The following is a 15,596-nucleotide window of genomic DNA, read 5'->3' on the forward strand; positions in this document are numbered from 1 at the left end:
ACCGGGGCGTGCGTGGGTGGACTCGCTGCTGCACACCAGCCCCGCGTGTCCTCCTCCCCCGGGGTGGCTTCGTCGGGTCACCCCTGCCGGCCGAGGAGCCATTCGTTGAGGCGGATGAACGAGTTCTCGCGGTCGAGGATCGTCGACTTCCATCGGCCCTTGCTTGACTTCAGCGCGATGGGGCGTGGGTCTGGTGGACCATCCCCGGCGTCGATATACACGTACGTCGGGCGCAGGTTTGCGCGCCAGAAGCGCTTGATCTGAGTCGGCAGGAATGTCACCACCTCGGTGAACCGGTCGCCGTCATCGACCCAGAAGGTGAGCCGCCCGCCGATGATCGCGAAGTAGTACAGGCCACGGCCGAGAACCCTGCCACGCGCCGCCTCCGTGATGGTCCCGTGGTTCGTGAGCTTCCTGGCCTCATACCGAAGCAGCCACGTCGCCCAGAATTCTGCACCCGCTTGGCGCTCCAATTCCGCGAGTGCGACGCGTTGCCGAAATTTTGTCGGTGCGGCGACCGTGATGGGGATCATGGTCATCAGCGCCAGAATGGTGATGGTGACGGGCAGCGCGAGCCACAGGGACCCCGACGGGATCACGGTGAATTGCCACACCAGCGCGGCGACGAGCACAAGGCAGATCGCGACGCCCACGACAACCCGAACGCAGGGAGACGGGCCGACGGCTGCGGATGCGGTCGAGGTCGCCGCGTCATTCTCACTCGTCATCTGACGCTCGGGACGCCGATCGCCGGCGAAGGGGCCTGACCATGTACTTCCGGGCCGATCTCTCGATGACGGTGAGCGTGGAATCGTTCTGACAATGCCTCAACGACCCATTTCGCACACGCTATCGGTCGCGCGAGCCATCACGCCAGTCCCCACTCGGGTGGACAAGGATGCACCGCAGGCGCCACCCGCGGGTGACTGCTGCCGTGATTGCGGGCTCTGCCCGCTTATTTTTCCGCATGTGCGGGAATCGGCTACGCTCGCTCCATGAGCAATCGCATCCGGGTCAGCGAGGCCGCCGCTCTCGTCGGCGTGAGCGACGACACGATCCGGCGGTGGGCGGAGGCCGGGCGGCTCGCGCTGAGCGCTCCGGAGGACGGTCCGCGCACGGTCGACGGTGCCGAGCTCGCGCACCTCATGCAGGAGCTCGCCGCCGACGGTGTGGCGAGCAGCACCCCGGCGCACACCTCGGCGCGCAACCAGCTGCGCGGGATCGTCACGCGCGTGACCAAGGACACGGTGATGGCCCAGGTCGAGCTGCAGGCCGGCCCCTTCCGCATCGTCTCGCTCATCAGCCGCGAGGCGGTCGACGAACTCGGGCTCGAGGTGGGCACCGTCGCCTCCGCGAGCGTGAAGGCCACCTCCGTCTCGGTGTCCCTCGCGTGAGGATGCGCACCCTGCGGTCGAGCGTCGCCGGACTCGTCATCGCGGTCTCCGCCGTCTCGCTGCTGGCAGGGTGCGCGAGCCCGGCCGGCGCGGGCTCCCCCGGCCCGAGCTCCTCTCCCGCCGCCCTGCACGGCACGATCGTCGTCGACGCGGCGGCATCCCTCACCGGCACCTTCACCGAGATCGCGACACAGTTCGAGGCCGCCCACCCGGGCACCACGGTCACCCTCAACTTCGGCGGAAGCTCCGCCCTCGCGACCGCGATCGTCGCGGGTGCACCCGTCGACGTCTTCGCCGCCGCGAGCCCGGCCACCATGACGACGGTGACCGACGCACACCTAGCGAGCGACCCCGCCGTGTTCGTGAGCAACACGCTCGAGATCGCCGTGCCCAGGGGCAACCCGGGCAGGGTGACGGGGCTCGCCGACTTCGCCAAGCCGCAGCTCACCATCGCACTGTGCGCGCCCGAGGTGCCCTGCGGCGCCGCCGCTGCCGCGATCTTCGCGAAGACGGGCATCGCCGACAAGCCCGACACCCTCGAACCCGACGTGAAGTCGGCCCTCGCGAAGGTCGCGCTCGGCGAGGTGGATGCGGCGCTCGTCTACCACACGGACGTGCTCGCCGCCGGGGCCGCGGTCGAGGGCATCCCGTTCCCGGAGGCCGCCCAGGCGGTGAACGACTACCCCATCGCCCGCATCGACACCTCCAAGAATGCGGCGCTCGCGAGCGCCTTCATCGCCTACGTGCGCGGCGCCCACGGGGCGGCGGTGCTGAACCGTGCGGGCTTCACGACGAAGTAGGCGCGGCGACGGCCGCGGCACGCGCATCCCCGGGGTGCTCGTCGTGCCCGCCGCGATCGGACTCGCCTTCCTCGTGCTCCCCCTCGTCGCCCTCCTCGCGCGGGTGCCGTGGGGTCAGCTGGGAGAGATCCTGGCCGCCCCCGAGATCGGATCGGCGCTGGGGCTGTCGCTCGGCTGCGGGCTGGCCGCGACCGCGCTCAGCCTCGTGCTGGGCATCCCACTCGCCTGGGTACTCGCGCGGTCGGGCGGCTGGCACCCCGTGCTACGCCGGCTGCTGCGCGCGCTCGTGACGATTCCGCTCGTGCTGCCGCCCGTCGTCGGTGGGGTCGCCCTCCTGCTCCTGCTCGGCCGGCGCGGCCTGCTCGGCCAGTACCTCGACGCGTGGTTCGGCATTCAGCTGCCGTTCACCACCCCCGCGGTGATCCTCTCCGAGACCTTCGTCGCCCTGCCCTTCCTCGTGCTCGCGGTGGAGGGCGCCCTGCGCGGCGCCGATCTGCGGCTGGAGGACGCCGCCGAGACCTTGGGCGCGTCGCGGTTCTACATCTTCCGACGGGTGACGCTCCCGCTCGTCGCGCCGGGCGTCGTGGCGGGTGCGGTGCTGTGCTTCGCGCGGGCGCTCGGCGAGTTCGGGGCGACCATCACCTTCGCGGGCAACTTCCCGGGGGTCACCCGCACCATGCCGATCGCGGCCTATCTCGCGCTCGAGACCGACCCGCCCGCCGCGTACGTCATCTCCCTCGTGCTGCTCGCCGTCTCCATCGCGGTGCTCGTGAGCCTGCGCGATCGCTGGGTGGGTGGGCTCACCGGATGACCACCCCCGCCCTCGACGCCCACCTCGTCGCCCGGCGCGGCGACTTCCGCCTCGACCTGCGGCTTCGGGTGCCGCGCCACACGATCACGGCGATCGTGGGTCCCAACGGCTCCGGCAAGACCACCGCCCTGCGCACCCTCGCCGGGTTGATCCGACCGGACGCCGGGCACATCCGGGTGGGTGACCGGGTGCTCGATGACGTCGAGGCGGGCATCCACGTGCCCCCGGCCCGGCGCGGCACCGGGGTGGTGTTTCAGGACTACCTGCTCTTCCCACACCTGAGCGCGGCGGAGAACGTCGCCTTCGGCCTGGCCGCGCAGGGACTCCCCCATCGTGAGGCGCTGGAGCGCGCCCGCGCCTGGCTCGACCGGATCGACCTCGGCGCACTCGCGGGGGTGCGACCCGGCCTGCTCTCGGGCGGGCAGGCGCAGCGCGTCGCGCTCGCGCGGGCGCTCATCCTCGACCCGGCGGTGCTGCTGCTCGACGAGCCGATGGCCGCGCTCGACGTGACGACGCGGCAGGAGGTGCGCGCGGAGCTCGGGTCCCGGCTGCGCGCCTTCGGCGGCACGACGGTTATCGTGACGCACGATCCGGCAGACGCTCTCGCACTCGCCGACGAGATCGTCGTGCTCGCAGAGGGCGGTGTCGTGCAGCGCGGGGTGCCCGCGGAGCTCGTCGCCTCCCCCGTGAACGCCTATGTCGAGAGTCTGTTCGCCGCATCGAGGGGCGGGATCGCCTAGCCTCGGAGCATGAGTGTTTCGCTGGGCATCCCCACGCTGCCCGCCTCCGCCGCCGCTGCCGGTGCGGATGCGGTGGCCGGAGCCCCGCGACCTCGGGGCGAATCCGCCCTCCTCGACCGCTTCGGGCGCGTGGCCACCGATCTGCGCATCTCGCTCACCGACAAGTGCAATCTGCGCTGCACCTACTGCATGCCGGCGGAGGGACTGCCCTTCCAGCCCGCCGACCGGCTGATGCAGGCAGACGAGATCGTCCGTCTGGCCGGAATCGCCGTGCGCGACCTCGGCGTGCGTCAGGTGCGCTTCACCGGCGGCGAGCCGCTGCTGCGCAAAGACCTGGTGGAGATCATCGCGGCGGTGGCGGGGCTCGAGCCGCGTCCCGAGATCTCGCTTACGACCAACGCGATCGGCCTGGCCTCCCGCGCCGCCGAGCTCGCGGCCGCGGGGCTCGACCGCATCAACGTCTCCCTCGACACGGTGCACGCCGCGACCTTCCTCGAGGTCACCCGTCGCCCCTTCCTCGACCGCGTCCTCGCCGGCATCGATGCCGCCGCCGCCGCCGGGCTCCGGCCCGTCAAGATCAACGCCGTGCTCCTTCGCGGCGTGAACGACGATCAGGCGGCCGAGCTCCTGGCGTGGTCGATCGAGCGCGGGCACCAGTTGCGCTTCATCGAGCAGATGCCGCTGGATGCCGACCACTCCTGGGAGCGCACGACGATGGTCACCGCGGCCGAGACCCGCGCCCGCCTCGCCGAGCGCTTCACCCTCGTGCCCGACGCCGCGCCCCGCGACGGAGCACCCGCCGAGCTCTACCGGGTGCTCACCCCCGACGGCTCCCGCGAGCTCGGAACGGTGGGAATCATCGCCTCCGTCACCGAGAACTTCTGCGGGGACTGCCGCCGCACCCGCCTCACCTCGGAGGGTGCCGTGCGCAGCTGTCTGTTCTCGCACCAGGAGACGAGCCTGCTCAGCGCACTGCGCGAGGGCGCGAGCGACCACGAGCTCGCCGAGCTGTGGCGCGGGGCGATGTGGGCGAAACCGGCCGGACACGGCCTCGACACCGCGGGGTTCGTGCAGCCGGAGCGCACGATGAGCGCGATCGGCGGCTGATGGCGGGCACGGTAATCGTGAGGCTGTTCGCCTCCGCGCGCGCTGCCCTCGGCACCGCTCGGCTGGAGCTGGCGGTCGCGGAGGGCGACACGATCGACTCTCTGCTGCGCGCCCTGCTCACGGAGCCCACCCTCGCCCCCGACCGCGGAGCGGGTGCGGAGCGGGTGCTCGCGCGGTGCTCGTTCCTGCGCAACGGAATCACGGCCGATCGCGACACCGCGCTCGTGCCCGGCGACACCGTGGATGCCCTGCCCCCCTTCGCCGGCGGCTGAGGGCGCCCGGCTCAGCGCCCCGCGCCCGCCGGTACCGCCGCGAACCCGCCCGCGAGCGACACGGCGTCGAGGCCGACCGCGCGCAGGGCCGACGCGGCACGGGCCGAGCGCACCCCCGTCGCGCAGTAGGCGACGACGAGCGCGGGTGAGTCGCCGAGCGCGCCGCGCGGGTCATCCAGCAGGATTCCCAGCGGCACCAGCTCGTCGCCGTCTAGGTGGCCCGCCTCGTGCTCGTGGGGCTCGCGCACGTCGACGAGCCGCACCGCGCCGGACTGGCGCAGCGACGCCAGCTCCCCCGCGGTCACGGTGGGGGCGGCGGGCTCGACCCCGCAGAACTCCTCGTAGTCGATGAGCTCGGCGACCGGCACGCGGCCCGGCGCGCGGCGGAGCCGGAACTCGGCCCAGCTGCCGGAGAGCGCGTCGAGGGTCTGCACGCGCCCGAGCAGCGGCTCGCCCAGTCCGGTGATGAGTTTGATCGCCTCGGTCGCCATCATCGCCCCGATCGTCGCGCAGGCGGTCGCGAGCACCCCGGCCTCGGCGCAGGAGAGCACCTCGCCGGGGGCGGGCGGCACGGGGTGCAGGTCGCGGTAGTCGAGCGATCGGTCATGCGGTGCGCCCTCCCAGAACACGGTGACCTGCCCGTCGTAGCGCAGCACCGAGCCCCACACGTAGGGCAGGCGGAGGATCGCGGCGGCGTCGTTCGCGAGGTAGCGCGTGCTGAAGTTGTCGGTGCCGTCGACGATCAGGTCGTACTCGGCGAAGAGCGCGAGCGCGTTGCCGCGGTCCAGTCGCACGGCGTGCTGCCGCACGGTGACGTGCGGCGTGAGCGCCGCGATCGCCCGGGCGGCGCTGGCCGTCTTCGCCTCGCCGACACTCGCCGTCTGGTGGATGACCTGCCGCTGCAGATTCGACCGGTCGACCACATCGTCGTCCACGACGCCGATCACGCCCACTCCCGCCGCCGCCAGATACTGCAGCACCGGGGAGCCGAGGCCACCCGCCCCCAGCACGAGGACGCGCGCCGCCGCGAGCCGCGCCTGGCCGATCGCGCCGAAACCGGGCAGCGCGATGGTGCGCGCCGATCGCTCGGCCTGGTCGTCGTCGAGCCGGTCGGCCGGCTGCACGACGGGCGGCAGTGATCCCATGCTGCGTCTCCTCACGAACCGCCAGTTTAACCGCCCGCGAAAACTGGGCGCCGGCTGACCGTTTGGTAACGAACGAGTCACGGCGAGCATCCGGACCAAACCCCCCGGGTGACGGTGGCGAACCCCCTGCACAACCGCACCACTCCAACTCGCAAAGGATCACGACATCATGCGCACCTTCCAGAAGACCGCCATCAGCATCGCCTCCGCGGCGCTCCTCATCGGCGGACTCGCCGCCTGCTCGAGCACCGCGTCGACCTCCGGCGACAGCGCGAGCACGCCGAGCGCCAACACCTCGCCCACGCCGATCGCCCAGATCGACTCGCTCGCCGGTGTCGACACCCAGGTCACGCTCGACCCCGGGTTCCTCGCCGCGCTGACGAGCCTGAAGCTCACGCCCGGCGTCATCGGAACGGCGACGCTGACCGACGGCGCGCTGCACTTCCCGATCACGGGCGGCAACGTCAAGTACTTCGACCCGAAGCAGTCCTACCGCCCGTACGTGCAGGGTGAGATCGACCACAACGGCTCGGGCATCTCGCTCACCGCGGGCAAGACGACCGTGCAGCTCACCAACTTCGTGATCGACCCGGGTACCTCCAAGCTCATGGGCACCGTCTCGGCCAACGGCGTGAAGGTCGCCGACAACGTATACATCTTCAGCCTGCACGGCCAGACCCTCAAGCCGCTCTACAAGGACGCCGACGGCAACGCGGTGCTCGAGGGCACCGAGGTCTACGTCTCGGCTGACGCCGCCGCGCTGCTCGACAAGACCTTCGGCACCACGGCCGTCACCGACAAGCTCCTCGTGGGCGTCGCCAAGATCACCGTCAAGTAGGTCACCGGCACCCCGCCGGCGCAGCTGGCACCCGCACGAACCACCGTGCACCGAACCACCCCGAGTCGCCGCTCCCACCGGAGCGGATGACCTCGAACGAAGCCCGTCACGCGAACCCCGCGTGACGGGCTTCGTCGCGTTCGGAGGGCCGGCGCGCTACTGGGTGACGAGCCGGGCGCCGTGCACCGGGCCGGTGGCGCGCACCACGTTCAGGCGCGCGGCGCTGAGCGCGATCTGCAGTTCGAGCGCGCCGTCGAGATCCGGGGCGAGGAAGGCGACGGTGGGGCCGGAGCCCGAGACGACGCCCGCGAGCGCGCCGTTCGCCTCACCCAGTTCGAGCACGCCGGCGAGCGAGGGCTCGAGGTGCAGGGCCGGGGCCTGCAGATCGTTGTAGAGGGTCTCGGCGAGCATGTGCGGGTCGCCCGCGCGCAGCGCCTGCAGCACGTTGGCGTCGACGCTCGGCTGCGGGTCGGCGGGGAAGATGTCCTGCGCGTGACGCTCCCGGTGCCGGTCGAGTTCGCGGTAGACATCGGGGGTCGAGAGCCCGAAATCGGCGACGACGAGCACCCACTGGAACTGACCCTGCGCGAGCGCCGGGCTCAACTGATCGCCGCGACCCGTGCCGATCGCGGTGCCGCCGGTGAGGGCGAAGGGAACATCCGCGCCCAGCTGGGCGGCGAGCGACAGCATCTCCTCGCGGGGCAGCTCGGTGCCCCAGAGCGCGTCGCAGGCGAGGAGCGTCGCCGCCGCATCCGCCGAACCGCCGCCCATGCCGCCGGTGACGGGAACGTGCTTGCCGATCTCCAGGTGCGCGCCACCGCGGAACCCGGTGCGACGGGCGAGCAGGCGCGCGGCCTTGATCGCGATGTTGGAGCCGTCCGTCGGCACCCGCGACAGTTCGACGGTGCCGGCGACCTCCACCGAGAAGTCGTCGGCCGGGTAGGCGCGCACCTCCTCGTAGAGGGAGACGGCCTGGTAGGCGATGGCCACGTCGTGGTAGCCGTCATCGAGAAGGGCGCCCACCTTCAGGAAGACATTGATCTTGCCGGGCGCCTTCGCGTGCACCATCTTCGGAGCGGCCACGGAGGTCATGCAACCAACCTAGTCGAGCCGCAGAGGGCTCGGTGACACCCTTCGCGGGCCGCCGCACGACCGATCGAACGACCCGTCACCACCGGCTCGCGATCCCCGCTCAGGGCGTGAGGAGGATCTTGCCGGAGTGGGCCCCCGAGGCCATTCGGCGGTGGGCCTCGGCGGCGCTCTCGAACGGGAACACCGAGTCGGTGACGGTGCGGATGCGCCCCTCCGCGTACAGCGGCATCACCCGGTCGCGCACGCCCGCCAGAATCTCCGCGCGCTCGGCGAAGGGTCGCGCCCGCAGGGTGGTGGCCCAGATGCGGCCGCGCCGCCGCATGAGCTCCCCGAGGTCGACGATGCCCGGCGCGCCGCTCTGATTGGCGATGATCATGACCGTTCCACCGGTGCGCAGCACCCGCACGTTGCGGTCGAGATAGTCGCCGCCCACCAGGTCGAGCACGACGTCGACGCCCGGGGCGGAGCCGTCCGCCGGTGCGGCGGCGGCGATCACCTCCGCAAAATCCTCGGCGCGATAGTCGATGCCGATGGCCCCCAGACGCTCGCAGAACGCCACCTTCGCGGGTCCGCCCGCGGTCGCGAACACCGTCGCACCCAGCGCGGCGCCGAGCTGGACGGCGAACGACCCGACGCCGCTCGAGCCGCCGTGCACGAGCATCCGCTGCCCCGGTCGCAGTCCCGCGGCCATGACGACGTTCGCCCACACCGTCGCGGCCGCCTCGGGGATGCCCGCCGCGTCGACGAGGTCGACCGAGTCGGGCACCGGCAGCACGAGCGCGGCGTCGACGGCCAGCCGCTCGGCGTAGCCACCACCGGGGGTGAGCGCGCAGACACGGTCGCCGACCGCGAAGCGGGGGCGCGCGATGCCGTCCGTCGCGGGTGCTCCGACCGACGCGATCACACCCGAGACCTCCATGCCCGGCCACTCCGGGGCACCGGCGGGAGGCGGATAGTGCCCGGCGACCTGGTGCAGATCGGCGCGGTTGACCCCCGCGGCCGCGACACGGATGACCACCTGCCCGGGCCCCGCCACCGGATCGTCGAGCTCCCCCACCGTGAGCACCTCCGGCCCGCCGAAGCACGGGATGACGACCGCGCGCACGCTACGCCGCCCGGGCGATCGCGAGGAAGTCGGCGATCGTGAGCTCCTCGCCGCGACTCGTCGGGGCGAGCCCGGCGGCCTCGATGCGGGCGGAGGCGTGCGCGGAGTCGCCGAGCACCTCGGAGAGCGCCTGGCGCAGCATCTTGCGGCGCTGCTGGAACGCCGCGTCGATGAGGGCGAAGGTCGACCGACGCTCCTCCTCCGTGCCGAGCTGCTCGTGCCGCTCGAAGCCGACGAGGACCGAGTCGACGTTGGGCACGGGCCAGAACACCTGGCGCGACACGGTGCCCGCGAGCCGGAAGTCGCCGTACCAGGCGGCCTTCGCGCTCGGACTGCCGTAGACCTTCGAGCCGGGGGTCGCCGCGAGGCGATGCCCCACCTCCGCCTGCACCATCACGAGGCCGCGGTCGAGGCTCGGGAACGTCTCCAGGAAGTGCAGCAGAACCGGCACCGAGACGTTGTAGGGGAGATTGGCGACGAGGACGGAGGGGGCGGGGTCGAGCGTGCGGACGGTCAGCGCGTCGGCGGTGATGACGGTGAGGCGGGCGTCCGGTTGCAGCGTGCCGACGGTGAGCGGCAGCTGGGCGGCGAGGCGCCGGTCGATCTCGACCGCGATCACCTCGGCCCCCGTTTCGAGCAGGCCGAGCGTCAGCGAGCCGAGCCCGGGACCCACCTCGACGACCGTCTGCCCCGCCGCCACCCCGGCGAGCCGCACGATGCGCCGCACCGTGTTCGCGTCGATCACGAAGTTCTGACCGAGCTTCTTGGTGGGCTGGATGCCGAGCAGTTCGGCGAGGTCGCGAATCTCGGCGGGGCCGAGCAGGGCGGCGGAGTCGGTCGTCATGAGGGGGCTCAAGATTCGGTCTGGGGCGCGGGCGGGTCGGTGACGGGCTCCGAATCCCAGCGCCCGTACACCTCCTCGGTGTTGGAGGCGATGAGGGCCCCGAGCATCGACACCTCCGTGCCGAGGTGGGCGGCCATCGCGCGCACGGTGTGCGGGATGAGGTACGGGGCGTTGGGGCGACCGCGGAACGGCACGGGCGTGAGGTAGGGCGCGTCGGTCTCGACGAGCACGAGCCGCCGCGGAACCACCTCGAGCGCCTCGCGGAGGGCGGGGGCGTTCTTGAAGGTCACGGTGCCGGCGAAGGAGAGGTACCAGCCGTGCTCGGCGCAGACGCGCGCCAGCTCGACGTCTCCGCTGAAGCAGTGGAACACGGTGCGCTCGGGAGCGCCGACGCGCAGGAGCGTCTCGACCACCTGCTGGTGCGCGTCGCGGTCGTGGATCTGCAGGGCGATGCCGTGCCGCTTCGCGATCTCGATGTGCGCCTCGAAGGAGCGCTGCTGGGCGGCGCGGCCCTCCTCGCCCGTGCGGAAGAAGTCGAGACCGGTCTCGCCGACGGCGCGCACGCGCGGTCGGCCCGCGAGGGTGTCGATCTGCTCCAGCGCGTCGTCGAGGGTGCCGGCGGCGTCGAGCAGCGGCGCCTCGTTCGGGTGCAGCGCGACCGCCGCGAGCACGCGCGGCTCGACCGCCGCGATGTCGGCCGACCAGTACGAGGAGGCGAGATCGGTGCCCACCTGCACGACACCGCGGACCCCGACACTGGATGCCCGGTCGAGGTGCTCGCGGTAGTCGAGGGTATTCGCGCCCTGCTCGTACTCCAGGTGCGTGTGGTTGTCGTAGACGCCCACGACGAGTGCCTCGGGAAGCGGCGGATACTCGCGTTCGTCAGCCATGCTGCGAGCGTATCAACCGGCGGTCGCTTCGGCTTCCTGCTCGATGCGGGGGAACAGCGCCTCCAGCGGCGAGACGGCCGAACCGGCGGGGAGCTGACCCCACTCGCCCGCGGCGGGGATGAGCTGATCATCCAGGGTGCCCAGCGTGCCGGCCCCGAGCGCGTCCCACAGCGTGGCCGTCGCCTTGGGGATGACCGGCGAGAGCAGCACCGCGAGTGCCCGCAGCCCCTCCGCCGCCGTGTAGAGCACGGTGCCGAGTCGCGCGCGCGTCTCGTCGTTCTTGGCGAGCACCCACGGCTCCTGAATCGTGATGTAGCCGTTGAGCTCGTCGACGATCGTCCAGATCGCGGCGACCGCCTCGTGGATGGCGAAGAGCTGCATCGCGGCGTCGGCCTTCGCGACGGCGTCGGCGACCACCCGCTGGATGGCGAGATCGGGCTCGCTGTACTCGGCCGGCGCGGGCAGCTCACCGGCGTAGTACCGGGTGACCATCGCCACGACGCGCGAGGCGAGGTTGCCGAAGCCGTTCGCGAGCTCCGACTGGTAGCGCGCGCTCAGATCCTCCCAGTTGAAGGAGCCGTCCTGGCCGAAGCTGACGGCGCGCATGAAGTAGTAGCGGAACGCGTCGCTGCCGAAGGTGTCGGTGATCTCGTTCGGGGCGATGCCGGTGAGCTTCGACTTCGACATCTTCTCGCCGCCCACCAGGAGCCAGCCGTGGCCGAATACGTGCTTGGGCACCTCGAGACCGGCGGCCATGAGCATGGCGGGCCAGATGACGGCGTGGAAGCGCGCGATGTCCTTACCGACGATCTGGATCGCGGGCCAGCGACGACGGAACTCCTCGTCGTCGGTGCCGTAGCCGATCGCGGTGATGTAGTTGAGCAGCGCGTCGAACCACACGTAGAGCACGTGGCTGTGGTCCCAGGGGATCTGGATGCCCCAGTCGAAGCTCGACCGGGAGATCGACAGGTCGTTGAGCCCCTGCTTCACGAAGGAGATGATCTCGTTGCGCACGCTCGCCGGCTGGATGAAGTCGGGCCGGGTCTCGTAGAGGTCGAGCAGCGCCTGCTGGAACTGGCTCATGCGGAAGAAGTAGTTGGTCTCCTTGAGCACCTCGACCGGTCGGCCGTGGATCTTGCAGACCAGCTGACCCGCGAAGTCGCCCTCCGGCGTCTCCATGAGGTCGTCGAGCTGCTTGTACTCCTCGCAGCCGACGCAGTAGTAACCCTCGTACTCACCCTTGTAGATGAAGCCGTCGTCGTGCAGCTTCTGCAGGAAGATGAGGACCGCCTTCTCGTGGCGCTCCTCGGAGGTGCGGATGAAGTCGTCGTTGCGGATGTCGATCGTCTCGAGCAGCGGGAGCCAGGCATCCGTCACGAGCTTGTCGGCCCAGGCCTTGGGGGTGGTGTCGTTGGCGACCGCCGTGCGCAGGATCTTCTGGCCGTGCTCGTCGGTTCCGGTCAGCAGCCAGGTGTCGTCCCCGCTCTGGCGGTGCCAGCGGGTGAGGATGTCGGCCGCGACCTCCGTGTACGCGTGCCCGATGTGGGGCACGTCGTTGACGTAGAAGATGGGCGTACAGAGGTAGAACGACTCGCCGGGCATCCCACGATTCTACTGGGCGGCGCCGCGGTGTTACGCGGGCGGCACCGGGGTGGGATGCCCGGTCGCGCGTCAGGCGAGGCGGGCGAGATCCTCGGCCGTCAGCTCGAGCGTGAACGACTCGACGAGGCTCGTGAGCTGCTGTGGCGTGCGGGCGCTCGCGATGGGCGCACCCACGGTCGGCTGCGCGCGCAGCCAGGCGAGCGCGACAGCCGTGACGCTCACGCCGTGCGCTGCCGCGATGTCGTCGAGGGTCGCGAGAAGGTCGACGTTCGCGGGGGTGTCGAGGTAGGCGGCGACGCCTCCGGCACGCGCCGAGTCGACCGTCACGCCCGGGCGGTACTTGCCGGTGAGGAAGCCGCTGGCGAGCGAGGAGTAGGGAAGCTCGGCGATACCGAGCTGCCCGAGGGTGGGGAGCAGGGTCTCCTCGATGCCCCGGTCGACGAGGTTGTACTTGTCCTGCGCGACGGTGAACGGGGTGAGCTCCAGGTCCTTCGCGAGGGCCACCGCGCTCGCGAGCCGCTCGGCGCCGAAGTTCGAGGCGCCGACCTCGCGGATCTTGCCCTGGGTCACCAGGTCGTGGAAGGCCGCAACATACTCCGACTGCTCGACGGTCTCGTCATCGCGGTGCGCGTAGTAGAGGTCGATGTGGTCGGTCTGCAGGCGGCGGAGCGAGTCCTCCACCGCGGCGTGGATGTTGCCGGAGGTGAGTCCGGGTCGCGCGGCGAGCGCGAACACCTTCGTGTGCACCTCCACCGCGTCGCGGGTGCCCCGCGCCGCGAACCACTCGCCGATGATCGTCTCGGACTCGCCGCCCGAGTTGCCCGGCACCCAGGCGGAGTAGACGTCGGCGGTGTCGATCGAGCGGCCGCCCGCCGCGACGAAGGCGTCGAGCACCGCGAAGCTCTCCTCGCGATCGCTGGTCCACCCGAAGGTGTTGCCGCCGAGGACGAGGGGGCCGAAGTCGAGCTGGGTCATGGGGGAATACCTTTCCGTAGGGACTCTTGCCCCAACGAGGCCGCCCGGCCCGGCATTCCCGCAGGGGTGCCCTCCGTCTGGCCCGGCCTCCCCGCGGAGGCCCGCCGCCCTGTGCGCCGTCCCGCGTCAGCGCGTCCGCGGCTCGCTCACGTCGAGCACGATCTTGCCCAGGCCGTGGCCCTTGGCCAGCCGCTCGTAGGCGGCCCGCACCTCGGTGAGCGGGTAGTGGGCGTACACCGGCACGACGAGCTCGCCGGCGCCGAGCATCCGCGCCAGCTGGATCATGGTCTCTCGTGCCGGCACGGCGGCCATTCCGTTCGCCTTCACGCCGTACTTCTTCACCGCGGCGCGGTCGGGCAGCGTGTTGATTCGCTTGTTCTCGACCCCGAGCGCGCGAGCCAGCTCGACGTTGCCGTCGCCGTGGGTGTCGATGAAGGCGTCAACGCCGTCGGGCACAATCTTTCGGATCCGATCGATGAGACCCTTGCCGTAGGCCACCGGGATCGCGCCCACGCTGCGCAGGAAGGCGTGGTTCTCCTCGCTCGCCGTCGCGATGACCGCCGCCCCCGCGCGCACGGCGAGCTGCGTGGCGATCACGCCGACGCCGCCCGCGGCACCGGCCACGACCACCGTGTCACCCCGGCGCACGTCGACCGCGCTGACGCAGGCGAAGGCGGTGGTCCCGGCGACGTAGAGCGAGGCGGCCGCGTCCCACGCGGCGCCGTGCGGCTTCGGGATGACGCGGTCGGCCGCGATGACCACGTATTCGGCGTGCGCGCTGCGCTCGTCGCTGAACCCGATCACCTCGTCGCCCACCGAGACGAAATCGACCCCGGACCCCACACCCTCGACCACCCCGGCGAAGTCGCTGCCCTCGCCCTCGGGGAAGTGCGCGGGGAACATCGCGTGCATCGCACCGCTGCGGATCCCCGCCTCCCCCGGATTGATCGACGCCGCCACCACGCGCACGCGCACCTGCCCCGCAGCGGGTTCGCGGTCGGCCACCTCCACGACCTGGAGCACCTCGGTGCCCCCGTACATCTCGAACTTCACGGCTTTCGACATGGGTGACCTCCAGTGGGCACGGCTCGGTGCGGCTTCGACCCCCAGTCTGCGCCTCGCCGCCGACTTCGTCATCCCCCGGCGGTCACCGCGCGGCGAGCGCCCCCTCGTAGAGCTCGCGACGGCTCAGACCGGTCGCCTCGGCGACCTCGGCGCTCGCCTCCTTGAGTCGCGCTCCCGCGGCGACGAGCGCGACCACCTGCGCGATGCCGGTCGGCAGGTCCGCGGCGAGCGGCGCGGCTCCCTCGACGACGAGGCAGATCTCGCCGCGGGTGCCGTCGGAGAACGCGGCCGCGAGCTCCGCCGCGGTGCCGCGGCGCACCTCCTCGTGCAGCTTGGTGAGCTCGCGGCACACGACGACACGCCGCGCGGGCCCGAGGGCCTGAGCGAGATCGTTCAGGGTGGCGGCCAGCCGGTTCGGCGACTCGAAGAACACCATCGTGCGCGCCTCGCGCGCGAGGCCGGCGAAATAGGCGACCCGGCCCTTCCGCGGCACGAAACCCTCGAAGCTGAACCGATCCGTGGGCAGTCCTGAGAGGGCCAGGGCGGTGAGTACGGCACTGGGGCCCGGCAGGGCGGTGACGGTCACGCCCGCGGCGGCGGCGGCCGCGACCAGGGTGAATCCGGGATCGCTGATGGCGGGCATCCCCGCGTCGGTCAGCACCAGCACATCGGCGTCGCGGGCGAGGTCGACGATCTCGGCCGCCTTCGCCACCTCGTTGTGCTCGTGAAGGGCCAGCAGTCGGGGCCGGTTCTCGATACCGAGCGCGCGCATGAGGTGGATCGCGGTGCGCGTGTCCTCCGCGGCGATCACCTCGGTGTTCTCGAGCGCCTCGATCAGGCGACGCGACGCATCGCCCAGATTCCCGATCGGGGTCGCGGCGAGGATGATCACCTCCCCAGTCTGACAGCAGAGGCT

At 71.6% G+C, this 15,596-nt stretch carries 17 protein-coding genes; 7 read left to right on the top strand and 10 right to left on the bottom strand.

Features of this window, described 5'->3' with window-relative positions; translation table 11 throughout:
- Positions 1 to 77: 77 nt before the first annotated feature.
- Positions 78 to 653, bottom strand: a complete 576-nt coding sequence (locus tag G3T37_RS05275) for a hypothetical protein (RefSeq protein WP_163472374.1) — start codon at positions 651 to 653, stop codon at positions 78 to 80.
- Positions 654 to 995: 342 nt separating this feature from the next.
- On the opposite strand from G3T37_RS05275, the gene G3T37_RS05280 reads away from it, so the two are divergent.
- The 6 genes from G3T37_RS05280 to G3T37_RS05305 are packed head-to-tail and all read left to right on the top strand — an operon-like array spanning position 996 to position 5,124.
- A complete protein-coding gene (locus tag G3T37_RS05280) occupies positions 996 to 1,394 on the top strand; it encodes a TOBE domain-containing protein (RefSeq protein ID WP_163472375.1) in 399 nt (132 codons plus the stop codon).
- A 2-nt stretch (positions 1,395 to 1,396) separates the two neighbouring features.
- Positions 1,397 to 2,194, top strand: coding sequence for a molybdate ABC transporter substrate-binding protein (gene modA / locus G3T37_RS05285; protein WP_163472611.1), 798 nt, complete (start codon positions 1,397 to 1,399; stop codon positions 2,192 to 2,194).
- 34 nt (positions 2,195 to 2,228) lie between these two features.
- On the top strand, positions 2,229 to 3,005 hold the full coding sequence (gene modB, locus G3T37_RS05290; protein ID WP_338401191.1) for a molybdate ABC transporter permease subunit: 777 nt from the start codon (positions 2,229 to 2,231) through the stop codon (positions 3,003 to 3,005).
- The gene (locus G3T37_RS05295; RefSeq protein ID WP_163472377.1) at positions 3,002 to 3,745 is read left to right on the top strand and encodes an ABC transporter ATP-binding protein; all 744 of its coding nucleotides are present in this window, start codon (positions 3,002 to 3,004) and stop codon (positions 3,743 to 3,745) included. Before modB ends, G3T37_RS05295 begins: the two co-directional genes overlap by 4 nt.
- A gap of 9 nt (positions 3,746 to 3,754) precedes the next feature.
- Positions 3,755 to 4,852, top strand: a complete 1,098-nt coding sequence (gene moaA, locus G3T37_RS05300) for a GTP 3',8-cyclase MoaA (protein WP_163472378.1) — start codon at positions 3,755 to 3,757, stop codon at positions 4,850 to 4,852.
- Positions 4,852 to 5,124, top strand: a complete 273-nt coding sequence (locus G3T37_RS05305) for a MoaD/ThiS family protein (RefSeq protein ID WP_163472379.1) — start codon at positions 4,852 to 4,854, stop codon at positions 5,122 to 5,124. Before moaA ends, G3T37_RS05305 begins: the two co-directional genes overlap by 1 nt.
- Before the next feature lie 11 nt (positions 5,125 to 5,135).
- Here the strand turns inward: G3T37_RS05305 and G3T37_RS05310 are convergent, their stop codons facing one another.
- The gene (locus tag G3T37_RS05310) at positions 5,136 to 6,269 is read right to left on the bottom strand and encodes a ThiF family adenylyltransferase (RefSeq protein WP_163472380.1); all 1,134 of its coding nucleotides are present in this window, start codon (positions 6,267 to 6,269) and stop codon (positions 5,136 to 5,138) included.
- A gap of 169 nt (positions 6,270 to 6,438) precedes the next feature.
- On the opposite strand from G3T37_RS05310, the gene G3T37_RS05315 reads away from it, so the two are divergent.
- Positions 6,439 to 7,107, top strand: coding sequence for a hypothetical protein (locus tag G3T37_RS05315; RefSeq protein ID WP_163472381.1), 669 nt, complete (start codon positions 6,439 to 6,441; stop codon positions 7,105 to 7,107).
- Between the two features lie 156 nt (positions 7,108 to 7,263).
- On the opposite strand, the gene G3T37_RS05320 is transcribed toward G3T37_RS05315, so the two are convergent.
- The 8 genes from G3T37_RS05320 to rsmI all read right to left on the bottom strand — a co-directional run bounded on the left by G3T37_RS05320 (position 7,264) and on the right by rsmI (position 15,572).
- The gene (locus G3T37_RS05320; protein WP_163472382.1) at positions 7,264 to 8,199 is read right to left on the bottom strand and encodes a 4-(cytidine 5'-diphospho)-2-C-methyl-D-erythritol kinase; all 936 of its coding nucleotides are present in this window, start codon (positions 8,197 to 8,199) and stop codon (positions 7,264 to 7,266) included.
- 100 nt (positions 8,200 to 8,299) lie between these two features.
- On the bottom strand, positions 8,300 to 9,304 hold the full coding sequence (locus tag G3T37_RS05325) for a zinc-binding dehydrogenase (protein WP_163472383.1): 1,005 nt from the start codon (positions 9,302 to 9,304) through the stop codon (positions 8,300 to 8,302).
- Between the two features lies 1 nt (position 9,305).
- Positions 9,306 to 10,148 carry a 16S rRNA (adenine(1518)-N(6)/adenine(1519)-N(6))-dimethyltransferase RsmA gene (gene rsmA, locus G3T37_RS05330; RefSeq protein WP_163472384.1) on the bottom strand — a complete coding sequence of 281 codons (843 nt, stop codon included), beginning with the start codon at positions 10,146 to 10,148 and terminating at the stop codon, positions 9,306 to 9,308.
- A gap of 8 nt (positions 10,149 to 10,156) precedes the next feature.
- Positions 10,157 to 11,038 carry a TatD family hydrolase gene (locus G3T37_RS05335; protein WP_163472385.1) on the bottom strand — a complete coding sequence of 294 codons (882 nt, stop codon included), beginning with the start codon at positions 11,036 to 11,038 and terminating at the stop codon, positions 10,157 to 10,159.
- Positions 11,039 to 11,050: 12 nt separating this feature from the next.
- Positions 11,051 to 12,640: a methionine--tRNA ligase gene (gene metG, locus G3T37_RS05340; protein ID WP_163472386.1), complete on the bottom strand. Its 1,590-nt coding sequence runs from the start codon at positions 12,638 to 12,640 to the stop codon at positions 11,051 to 11,053.
- A gap of 69 nt (positions 12,641 to 12,709) precedes the next feature.
- Positions 12,710 to 13,615: an aldo/keto reductase gene (locus G3T37_RS05345; RefSeq protein ID WP_163472387.1), complete on the bottom strand. Its 906-nt coding sequence runs from the start codon at positions 13,613 to 13,615 to the stop codon at positions 12,710 to 12,712.
- A gap of 126 nt (positions 13,616 to 13,741) precedes the next feature.
- Positions 13,742 to 14,680, bottom strand: a complete 939-nt coding sequence (locus G3T37_RS05350) for an NADP-dependent oxidoreductase (RefSeq protein WP_163472388.1) — start codon at positions 14,678 to 14,680, stop codon at positions 13,742 to 13,744.
- An 82-nt stretch (positions 14,681 to 14,762) separates the two neighbouring features.
- Positions 14,763 to 15,572, bottom strand: a complete 810-nt coding sequence (rsmI, locus tag G3T37_RS05355) for a 16S rRNA (cytidine(1402)-2'-O)-methyltransferase (protein ID WP_163472389.1) — start codon at positions 15,570 to 15,572, stop codon at positions 14,763 to 14,765.
- Positions 15,573 to 15,596 lie beyond the last annotated feature (24 nt).

The organism is Galbitalea soli (assembly GCF_010686725.1).
GTDB lineage: Bacteria > Actinomycetota > Actinomycetes > Actinomycetales > Microbacteriaceae > Galbitalea > Galbitalea soli.

Bases quoted from the DNA above. Each gene is read 5' to 3' on its own strand.
- G3T37_RS05280 (WP_163472375.1), top strand. From the start codon at position 996: ATGAGCAATCGCATCCGGGTCAGCGAGGCCGCCGCTCTCGTCGGCGTG.
- modA (WP_163472611.1), top strand. From the start codon at position 1,397: ATGCGCACCCTGCGGTCGAGCGTCGCCGGACTCGTCATCGCGGTCTCC.
- G3T37_RS05295 (WP_163472377.1), top strand. From the start codon at position 3,002: ATGACCACCCCCGCCCTCGACGCCCACCTCGTCGCCCGGCGCGGCGAC.
- moaA (WP_163472378.1), top strand. From the start codon at position 3,755: ATGAGTGTTTCGCTGGGCATCCCCACGCTGCCCGCCTCCGCCGCCGCT.
- G3T37_RS05305 (WP_163472379.1), top strand. From the start codon at position 4,852: ATGGCGGGCACGGTAATCGTGAGGCTGTTCGCCTCCGCGCGCGCTGCC.
- G3T37_RS05310 (WP_163472380.1), bottom strand. From the start codon at position 6,269: ATGGGATCACTGCCGCCCGTCGTGCAGCCGGCCGACCGGCTCGACGAC.
- G3T37_RS05315 (WP_163472381.1), top strand. From the start codon at position 6,439: ATGCGCACCTTCCAGAAGACCGCCATCAGCATCGCCTCCGCGGCGCTC.
- G3T37_RS05320 (WP_163472382.1), bottom strand. From the start codon at position 8,199: ATGACCTCCGTGGCCGCTCCGAAGATGGTGCACGCGAAGGCGCCCGGC.
- rsmA (WP_163472384.1), bottom strand. From the start codon at position 10,148: ATGACGACCGACTCCGCCGCCCTGCTCGGCCCCGCCGAGATTCGCGAC.
- G3T37_RS05335 (WP_163472385.1), bottom strand. From the start codon at position 11,038: ATGGCTGACGAACGCGAGTATCCGCCGCTTCCCGAGGCACTCGTCGTG.
- metG (WP_163472386.1), bottom strand. From the start codon at position 12,640: ATGCCCGGCGAGTCGTTCTACCTCTGTACGCCCATCTTCTACGTCAAC.
- G3T37_RS05345 (WP_163472387.1), bottom strand. From the start codon at position 13,615: ATGACCCAGCTCGACTTCGGCCCCCTCGTCCTCGGCGGCAACACCTTC.
- G3T37_RS05350 (WP_163472388.1), bottom strand. From the start codon at position 14,680: ATGTCGAAAGCCGTGAAGTTCGAGATGTACGGGGGCACCGAGGTGCTC.